This is a genomic window from Mangrovimonas sp. CR14 (genome assembly GCF_011764015.1).
GTDB classification, from domain to species: Bacteria; Bacteroidota; Bacteroidia; order Flavobacteriales; family Flavobacteriaceae; genus Mangrovimonas; species Mangrovimonas futianensis.
Window position 1 is genome coordinate 357,739 of the sequence record NZ_JAAFZY010000005.1, and the last position, 9,452, is coordinate 367,190.

Below are 9,452 nucleotides of genomic sequence, written 5' to 3' on the forward strand. Positions count from 1 at the left end.
TATTGGTGCCTATGGATGCCGAGTCGCAGAAAAACCATTTAAAAGCATATGGGATTACTTATTGGACTTTAGAAAAACAATTGAAAGTCAAATGGCTTTTAAATTACAGAGGCGGGTCATTTTTATTGCCTGACACCGAGGAAATTCAAAAGGAATGTCAGATTAGAGGTGTTTCGTTTGAAATTCTATCAAATTCAAAAACCGAATCCATTTTAGAGGAAATTAGCAGTCCAAGTCAAAATATGGAAGCGGTAGTTTTGGAAAAAGCTCCCAAAATTGCAGTATATACACCTAAAGGAAAACTACCATGGGATGATGCTGTGACCATGGTTTTGACGTATGCTGAAATTCCATATGAAACAGTTTATGATGAAGAAGTTCTTAATGACGAATTGTTGTTGTATGATTGGTTGCATTTACATCATGAAGATTTTACCGGGCAATACGGAAAATTTTACAGGAACTACCGAACAGCGGCTTGGTATATAGAAGAGAAAAATGAGGCTGAGGCTTTAGCAAAAAAGCTCGGATACAATAAAGTATCTGAAGAGAAACTAGCGGTTTCATTAAAAATTAGAGATTATGTGATTGGTGGCGGTTTTATGTTTGCTATGTGCAGCGCCACTGATAGTTTTGATATTGCTTTGGCGGCCGAAGGGGTGGACATTTGTGAAACCATGTTTGATGGCGACCCAAGTGAACCGAATTATCAAAGTAAGATAGATTATAATAAAACCTTTGCCTTTACCGATTTTACACTTGAAAGAAGTCCGATGGTGTACGAGTTTTCATCCATAGACATGACTCAAAAGAGGCAAATCCCTATGCAAACGGATTATTTTACGCTTATGGATTTTTCTGCTAAATGGGATCCAGTTCCAACTATGTTATGTCAAAATCACACTGCTTTGGTAAAAGGCTTTATGGGGCAGACTACTTCATTTACAAGAGATCAAATAAAAAGCAATGTCTTGGTTTTAGGCGAGAACAAAACCAATGGCGAAGCACGTTATATTCATGGGATTAAGGGGAAAGGATTTTTTACATTTTATGGAGGACATGATCCAGAAGATTATACGCATAGAGTAGGGGATCCCAGGACTGAATTGGATTTATATCCTACCTCCCCTGGATACCGGTTAATACTAAACAATGTCCTTTTTCCCGCTGCCAAAAAGAAAAAACAAAAGACCTAATATGACTAAGGTTTTTCAAAAAGAAATTTCCCTTTCTGAAAAAAGAAGAGGATTTCATTTGGTAACTGATGAAATTTTGACCAAGTTCCCAGAAATAAAATCCATTCAAACGGGAATGTTTCAGGTTTTTATTAAGCATACATCAGCCAGTTTGACCATTAATGAAAATGCTGATCCAACGGTTCGGACAGATTTTGAAAGCCATATGAATGTGATGGTTCCAGAAAATACACCTTATTACATCCATACTTACGAAGGTCCTGATGATATGCCGGCACATATAAAAGCGTCCTTGATGGGAGCTTCTGTTCAAATCCCAATCACCAACGGACGATTAAATCTTGGTACTTGGCAAGGAATTTATTTATGTGAGCATAGGAATTATGGCGGTAGCCGTAAATTGGTATTAACAGCTTTCGGGATTTGAGTTTATTATTCCCTCACCTTCTTAGAATGTAGTAATTGCTCCAAGATTATTTCAACTCCGTTTTCGTCATTGTTTTTAGTGGTATGAGTAGCTATTTTTTTTAGGTTTGGATGGGCATTTTCCATAGCAACGCTTACCGCTGCTTGATAGAACATTTCCAAATCATTATTGTAATCGCCAAAAACCAAAGTTTCCTCTTTAGAAATGCCTAAATTTTGTTGAAGTTTTGATAGAGCAAAACCTTTATTAGCATTTTGATGGGAAAGATCCAACCATACTTCTCCGGAAACTTTAACCTGTAAATCTTTTTCAAAATGTTTGACCAAAGGGTACAACTGCTCTTCAGAACCGTGTTTGCAATACACAGCAATTTTCAAGAAATCATCATCTTTAATTTCAGTCAAATCTGAAACACGTTCGTATTTATGGTAAAACTCCTTAAAAAAGTCAATGAAATCCAAGTTTTCAGATTCAATGTAGGCTGTTTTTTTTCCGCATAATACAATCTCTATTTCATCAATAGCACGCAAATATTCTACCAGTTCCTTAATTTCTTTATGACTTAAACCAATGAGTAAGAGCTCCTCTTCTTTTTGCTTGGTTATAGCCCCGTTTTCAGCAATAATGGTAATGTCATTTGTAATCCCATTAAGTTTATCTGTGATACTATAGTATTGCCTACCACTGGCAGCAACAAAATGAATCTGATGCTTTTTTAATTCTTTAAACAATTCAAAAAAGCGCTCGCTCACTTGTCCTTTAGAATTTAATAGAGTGCCATCCATATCGGTGGCAATTAATTTTATTTGTGATAGATTCATATAATGCAGTTAAGCTGCAAAATTACAGTTGTTTAGATGATTTAGTGGTGATAAAAATGTTTTTATTTCGTTAATTTTTTGGCATTAATGTTCCATACCACCTTGACAACTACAACCTACATTCATAAAACTTTGGCTTTCTTCGCGCCAGGGGAAGGCTTGGTTGTACTTATTGTTTTCCCAATAAAATTGGGTGCGTTCTTTAGGATGATGACCTATTTCATTCATGGTGTTGGCATCAAATAATCGTCCGTTAACCATGGTATATATTATGGAATTTGAATTTTTAATATCTACTAAAGGGTCTTTATCCAAAACAATTAAATCTGCAAGTTTGCCTTTCCTTAAACTGCCCACTTCATTATCAATACCTATATATTCGGCTCCATTAATGGTTGCTGCTTTCAGTGCTTCCATGGTACTCATACCTCCTTGTTCCAACATCCATAATTCCCAATGTGCTCCCAGACCTTGAAGTTGACCATGGGCACCCAAGTTGACTTTTACACCGTAGTCAGAAAGGGTTTTACATGTTTTGGAAACTAAAATATGACCATTTTCATACTCCTTATCAGGGACCATCATTCTATGTCTTGAGCGTGCATCGATAATTCCTCTAGGTGTAAATTGCAGCAATTTTTCATTTTCCCAAACATTGGTTTTTTGATACCAAAAGAACTCCCCATTTAATCCACCATAATTGACTATCAAGGTAGGTGTGTACCCAACGCCACTTTTTCCCCATAGTTCTAAAACATCTTTGTAAACGGGAGCCACTGGAATGTTGTGTTCGATACCTGTATGTCCATCCATTACCATGGTCATGTTATGGAAAAAATTAGATCCACCTTCTGGGACTACTAAAATTTGTTCGTCTCGAGCTGCCTGTAAAACCTGCTGGCGTTGATCTCTTCGTGGTTGATTATAACTCTTCACGGAATGCGCTCCAAATGCTTTGGTTCTTCTGATTGATGAGCGAGCATCTTCCAAATTATTTATAACGGCTTTAAAATCACCATCAGCTCCATATAGAATAATACCAGTTGAGAATATTCTTGGACCAATAATTTCCCCGCTTTTTTGTAATTCAGATAAAGAAAAAATGGTTTCACTTAATGCCGATGGATCGTGTGATGTGGTAACACCATAAGCTAAATTGGCATAAAATTGCCAATGCTTTTGCTCGGTTAATCCGTATCTAAACCCTCCAACATGAGCATGAACATCGATCATTCCAGGCATAATTGTTTTTCCTGAAACGTCATATACTTTAGCATTTTTAGGGATTTTAAGGTCATCACGATTACCTATTGATTCAATGACATTCTCATTAATAATGATGGTTCCATCATTAATGATTTCATCATTTTCCATGGTGATTATTTTTGCTCCAGTTAAAGCAATTATTCCAGATGGTTTGTGTGATTCAACCCGAAGCCCGACAGCTATACTTTCATCTTGAATCTTGATTTTTTCGGAAATAGGGGAGGTGTAATAACGATCACCGAGCGTCCAATGTAACTGTTGACTATCGTTTGACCAATGCAGATTAATTCCAGCATCTTTAGAAACTTGGGAAATCGGAACAAATTTAGTCTTATCTGTCATGTCTAAAGTTTCCCCATATGCAGGCATGGGAGCAACAAATATTTTGTGCAAATGAATAAAAGCAACCCATTTTTGATCTGGACTGGGAACTATTCTATTACCATGATCAGATTTAACTAAGGTTCTTGAATCAAATCCATCAAGATTAACACTTTTGAGGGACTTGACAATATCTCCAAAAAACTGTCCGCCTGTTTGGTAAAAGATTCTTTTATCCTCCAAGTTGAACGTCGGGAAATCCCCCTCTTTGGTTATGAATGTAGTTTCTGTACCATCAGAATTCATGATGTAGAGCCCTGGCTCTTTATCAAACGTAAAGCCCAAATCACTATTACCCGTTTCCTTTCGATAGACAATTTTATTTCCATTATGGGAAAAAGAAGGATTACGATAAATACCTTTTTCTGATGTCAGTTTCTCTGGAGTTCCACCTTTGATAGCTACCTTATAAATGGCTCCAAGGTTTTCATCATTCCAAGTCACATAAATAAGATGTTTTCCATCTGAGGAAAAACTAGGTTCAAACTCAAAATCATCTCCAGATGTAATTCTTTTTGGAGTGCCGTTTGGTAATTTCTTTATCCATAAATGACCAAGAGCGCTGAAAACTAAACTAGATTCATCAGGTGAAGTAACAGCATGTCTTATCACTTTGGCTTCGAAATTTTCTTCAAAAACCGGATATTTAAATTTCAGGGGAGAAGCTATTTTAATTTGGGCATCCACTTGAAATGGTATATCTACTGTTTCGAGAGAATGGATGTTTATTTTATTGATTTTTCCACCAGACCAAAAGACAATCTCTTCATTGTTTGGCATCCAATTAAAATTGGGGTAAACACCAAAAATGGCCCAAGCTTCCTGTTGGTCTTTATTTAGTTGATCATATATTGGCCATTCTTCACCGGTTTTTAAATCATGTATATATAGGACCGATTTTTCTCTCACCCTTTTTACAAAAGCCAATAGCTTTCCATCTTTGGATACTTGAGGTCTTGCTGCTCCACCAGGCCCGCCGGTAACTCGATCGATAGTTCCAGTTTCAAAATCATACCGATTGATAACATAAATTTGACTATTAGGGTCTTTATTGTATTGGAAAAAACCTCCCGGATACATGTCTTCGGAATAATATAGATAACGGCCATCAGGAGACATACTGGGCTCGTTGACATCCTGTTGGTCGTTTTTACGCTTGGTAAGTTGAAGACCACTGCCACCAGATTTATGATACATCCACATTTCGCCTGCTCCAGCAGACCTAGTAGAAGTGAAATGTTTTCTAGCAATTAGGTAGTCCCCATCAGGAGTCCAAATGGCATTATTTAAAAGTCTGAAATTCTCTTTGGTTATTTGTTTGGCATTATTTCCATTGATATCCATAACCCAGATATTATCGCCTCCACCAGCATCACTTGTGAATGAAATGGTTTTTCCATCCGGGCTAAATCTTGGTTGAATTTCAAAGGGTAAACCACTTCTAAGAATTTGTGCCTTTCCACCAGAGATAGGAAGTTTATAAATATCTCCCAATAAATCAAAAACAATGGTTTTACCATCTGGGCTAATATCTAAATTCATCCAGGTTCCTTCATTGGTTGTAATCTGAAGTTCTTTGAAATTCCAATTTCCTTCGGGATTAGCAACATTCCAAACAGAATCTTTGGGAGTGGTTTGAGCAAAAAGGAAATGGCTAAGAAAGAGGAAGTAAACAATAATTAAATTAGGTTTCATGATCAAATGATAACGTCAAGTTAGAAAAGTATGAATTTAGTGATTATATTTTTTACGAAGAAGAAGGGTATAAAAAAACCGGTCCCAAATGGAACCGGTTTTAATTAATAAGCGAAATATGTTATACAATAGGCGATGCGCCTTATTTTACTTGATCTACAATTGCTTTGAAAGCTTCTGGGTGATTCATAGCTAAATCAGCTAATACCTTACGGTTAAGTTCGATATTGTTAGCTTTTAACTGTCCCATAAACTTTGAATAAGACATACCGTTAGCTCTTGCTCCAGCGTTAATACGTTGAATCCATAAAGCACGGAATGATCTCTTTTTGTTTCTGCGGTCTCTATAAGAATATAGCATTGCTTTGTCAACCGCATTTTTTGCTACTGTCCAAACGTTTTTACGACGTCCAAAGTAACCTTTTGCTTGCTTAAGAACCTTTTTTCTTCTGGCTCTTTTAGCTACTGAATTTACTGATCTTGGCATAATTTTAAAAATTTTGTAGTAGGCGTCCTATTTAAAGGTACTTGTAAGGCCTAACTCCAGGGTTAATAAATGGTTTAACCGAACAATATTACTTTAAACGTAATTGTTCTTTGATACTGTTAACATCAGACTCATGTACCAAAGTACTGTGAGTTAACGCCAACTTACGCTTTTTAGACTTCTTGGTTAAGATGTGACTTTTAAAAGCGTGCTTTCTCTTGATCTTTCCAGAACCAGTTAACTTAAAACGTTTTTTGGCACTAGATTTTGTCTTCATTTTAGGCATTTTCTTCTCCTAGTTTTTACTTCGCTTATTTATTTTTAAACCTGACTTTCAGGATTTTTATTTTGTCTTTTTGGGAGCGATGAACATAGTCATACGCTTTCCTTCCAATTTAGGCATTTGCTCAACCTTTCCAAATTCTTCTAGGTCTTGTGCCAATTTCAATAAAAGGATTTGTCCTTGCTCCTTAAACACGATAGAACGCCCTTTGAAAAATACATAAGCCTTTAATTTGGCTCCATCCTTTAAGAATTTCTCAGCGTGTTTCTTTTTGAAATCATAATCGTGATCATCGGTTTGAGGACCAAAACGAATTTCTTTAACAACAACTTTAGTGGCTTTCGCCTTTAGAACTTTTTCACGTTTCTTTTGTTCGTAAAGAAACTTTTTATAGTCCATAACCTTACAAACTGGAGGATCTGCTTTAGGAGAAATTTCTACAAGATCTAAACCCTGCTCATCTGCAAAGGCTAATGCTTGTTTAATAGGGTAAACCCCGTTTTCAACATTATCACCTACTACTCGAACTTTCTCTGTTCTGATTTTAGAGTTGATTCTATGTTGATCCTCTTGTTGTACTCTTCTTCCTCTACCTGAGTTGAATCTGTTTCTTGCTATGGCTGTAAAATTTTAATTAAACTTCTTTTAAAATTGTTTGAGGGATTTTGAAATCTCTTCGTTTATGATGTTGGCAAAAGATTCTACTGATATAGATCCTAAATCTTCACCACCATGTTTACGAACAGAAATCATACTTTCCTTCTCTTCGTTTTCCCCTACAATAATCATGTACGGTATTTTTTTCATTTCGGCTTCCCGAATTTTCTTTCCAACAGTTTCATTCCTGTTGTCAATTAGGGCGCGAATTTCGTGATTTTCTAACAAATTTAAAACTTTTTTCGCGTAATTTTCATATTTCTCACTAATTGACAGTACGATAGCTTGCTCTGGCATTAACCAAAGCGGGAAGTTTCCTGCGGTGTGTTCCAGCAAAATAGCCACAAAACGCTCCATACTTCCAAATGGAGCTCTATGGATCATTACGGGTCTATGAATTTGGTTATCACTTCCTACATAGGTCAATTCAAAACGCTCAGGTAAGTTATAATCTACCTGGATGGTTCCCAATTGCCATTGTCTTCCCAGGGCATCCTTAACCATGAAGTCAAGTTTAGGTCCATAAAATGCAGCCTCACCTGTTTCAACAACATAATTTAAGCCCTTGTCTATGGCTGCATTTAAGATAGCCTGTTCTGCTTTTTCCCAGTTTTCTGAACTACCTATATATTTATCTGGGTTTTCAGGATCCCTTAATGATACTTGGGCGGTAAAATTCTCAAACCCTAAAGATCCAAAAACATAAAGTACCAAATCAATCACGTTTTTAAACTCTTGGTCCAATTGTTCTGGTGTACAGAATAAATGAGCATCATCTTGAGTAAAACCTCTTACTCTGGTCAATCCATGCAATTCACCACTTTGCTCATATCTATATACGGTACCAAATTCAGCAAAGCGTTTAGGTAAGTCTCTATAAGACCATTGACTACTCTTGTATATTTCACAGTGATGCGGACAGTTCATGGGTTTCAATAAAAATTCTTCGCCATCCTTTGGTGTATGAATAGGTTGAAAACTGTCTTCACCATACTTGGCATAATGTCCCGAAGTTACATATAGTTCTTTTTGACCTATATGCGGTGTAACGACCATTTCGTATCCAGCTTTCTTTTGGGCTGCTTTAAGGAAGTTCTCAAGACGCTCTCTCAATGCGGCACCTTTTGGAAGCCATAGAGGAAGACCTTGGCCGACCTTTTGGGAAAAAGTGAAAAGCTCTAGTTCTTTCCCCAGTTTTCTGTGATCACGTTTTTTAGCCTCTTCCAATAATTCTAAATAGTCCTTTAAATCTTTTTGCTTAGGGAAGGATATACCATAAATTCGGGTTAATTGCTTTTCATTTTCATCACCTTTAAAGTAGGCTCCAGCAACACTTAATATTTTAACAGCTTTAACAATACCTGTGTTTGGTATGTGGCCACCACGACAAAGATCTGTGAAAGTAGAATGGTCACAAAAGGTGATGGTGCCATCTTCAAGGTTCTGTATAAGATCTACTTTGTATTCATTGTTTCCTGTATAATATGAAAGGGCTTCTGCTTTGGATGCCTCACGCATTTTAAAATCGTGCTTGCCTCTGGCGATCTCAAGCATTTTATCTTCTATTTTTTTGAAGTCTTTGTCTGTTATACTTTGGTCACCTAAATCAATATCATAATAGAATCCATTTTCAATGGCAGGACCAACCCATAATTTGGCTCCAGGATAAAGTTCCTCGATGGCCTGGGCGAGGATATGGGCAGAAGAATGCCAAAAGGCCTTTTTACCTTCATCATCATTCCAGGTATATAATATTAAACTACCATCTTTTGTTAAAGGGGTTGTTGTTTCAACCTTGGTACCATTAAAATTGGCAGAAATGACGTTTCTAGCTAATCCTTCGCTTATACTTTTGGCTACATCCATAGGAGTAGAGTTCATTTCAAATGACTTTTGGCTCCCGTCTGGTAAGGTAATTTGAATCATTATATATAATAGTATGTATTTCGTTTCTTTTAAGATGGCAAAGATAAAAAGATAAAAGATAATGGAGAGATATAACCAAATGATTTAAACTGTAAAAATGTGTAATATATATTAAGGTATAAGGGGGGTGAAAAATAGCTTTAACGCTAAAGGGCTCATAATTAATGGACTCGATCTATATTTCAAAAAAACTTCAAAAAAAGGTTTGGAAAAGTTTGTTGGATAGGAAAAAAGGATGGTATATTTGCACCCGCAAACGGGGAAACCGGGAGCGTAAGTTCATAGAAAGTTTGAGATACTGGGGTTAAGGGAT

Annotated in this window: 8 protein-coding genes; 2 read left to right on the forward strand and 6 right to left on the reverse strand. The window is 36.5% G+C overall.

All coding sequences use genetic code 11. The annotated features are described in order from the left end of the window. Positions 1-11: 11 nt before the first annotated feature. Positions 12-1,196 (forward strand): asparagine synthetase B, encoded by a 1,185-nt coding sequence (locus tag GZ212_RS12455; RefSeq protein WP_166960804.1) that lies wholly within the window; start codon positions 12-14, stop codon positions 1,194-1,196. A 1-nt stretch (position 1,197) separates the two neighbouring features. Then, positions 1,198-1,623: a secondary thiamine-phosphate synthase enzyme YjbQ gene (locus tag GZ212_RS12460; protein ID WP_166960734.1), complete on the forward strand. Its 426-nt coding sequence runs from the start codon at positions 1,198-1,200 to the stop codon at positions 1,621-1,623. Between the two features lie 5 nt (positions 1,624-1,628). Here the strand turns inward: GZ212_RS12460 and GZ212_RS12465 are convergent, their stop codons facing one another. The 6 genes from GZ212_RS12465 to thrS form a co-directional block, all read right to left on the reverse strand. After that, a complete protein-coding gene (locus tag GZ212_RS12465; RefSeq protein ID WP_166960737.1) occupies positions 1,629-2,444 on the reverse strand; it encodes an HAD family hydrolase in 816 nt (271 codons plus the stop codon). Positions 2,445-2,528: 84 nt separating this feature from the next. Then, positions 2,529-5,786 carry an amidohydrolase family protein gene (locus GZ212_RS12470; protein WP_166960740.1) on the reverse strand — a complete coding sequence of 1,086 codons (3,258 nt, stop codon included), beginning with the start codon at positions 5,784-5,786 and terminating at the stop codon, positions 2,529-2,531. Positions 5,787-5,928: 142 nt separating this feature from the next. Further along, positions 5,929-6,273, reverse strand: coding sequence for a 50S ribosomal protein L20 (gene rplT / locus GZ212_RS12475; RefSeq protein WP_166960743.1), 345 nt, complete (start codon positions 6,271-6,273; stop codon positions 5,929-5,931). Positions 6,274-6,361: 88 nt separating this feature from the next. Further along, positions 6,362-6,559, reverse strand: coding sequence for a 50S ribosomal protein L35 (gene rpmI / locus GZ212_RS12480; protein WP_053971854.1), 198 nt, complete (start codon positions 6,557-6,559; stop codon positions 6,362-6,364). Between the two features lie 57 nt (positions 6,560-6,616). Then, the gene (infC, locus tag GZ212_RS12485; RefSeq protein ID WP_082316574.1) at positions 6,617-7,174 is read right to left on the reverse strand and encodes a translation initiation factor IF-3; all 558 of its coding nucleotides are present in this window, start codon (positions 7,172-7,174) and stop codon (positions 6,617-6,619) included. 27 nt (positions 7,175-7,201) lie between these two features. Continuing rightward, the gene (gene thrS / locus GZ212_RS12490; protein ID WP_166960746.1) at positions 7,202-9,139 is read right to left on the reverse strand and encodes a threonine--tRNA ligase; all 1,938 of its coding nucleotides are present in this window, start codon (positions 9,137-9,139) and stop codon (positions 7,202-7,204) included. Positions 9,140-9,452: the final 313 nt, after the last annotated feature.

Bases quoted from the DNA above. Each gene is read 5' to 3' on its own strand.
- GZ212_RS12460 (WP_166960734.1), top strand. From the start codon at position 1,198: ATGACTAAGGTTTTTCAAAAAGAAATTTCCCTTTCTGAAAAAAGAAGA.
- rpmI (WP_053971854.1), bottom strand. From the start codon at position 6,559: ATGCCTAAAATGAAGACAAAATCTAGTGCCAAAAAACGTTTTAAGTTA.
- thrS (WP_166960746.1), bottom strand. From the start codon at position 9,139: ATGATTCAAATTACCTTACCAGACGGGAGCCAAAAGTCATTTGAAATG.
- rplT (WP_166960743.1), bottom strand. From the start codon at position 6,273: ATGCCAAGATCAGTAAATTCAGTAGCTAAAAGAGCCAGAAGAAAAAAG.
- GZ212_RS12455 (WP_166960804.1), top strand. From the start codon at position 12: ATGGATGCCGAGTCGCAGAAAAACCATTTAAAAGCATATGGGATTACT.
- GZ212_RS12465 (WP_166960737.1), bottom strand. From the start codon at position 2,444: ATGAATCTATCACAAATAAAATTAATTGCCACCGATATGGATGGCACT.
- GZ212_RS12470 (WP_166960740.1), bottom strand. From the start codon at position 5,786: ATGAAACCTAATTTAATTATTGTTTACTTCCTCTTTCTTAGCCATTTC.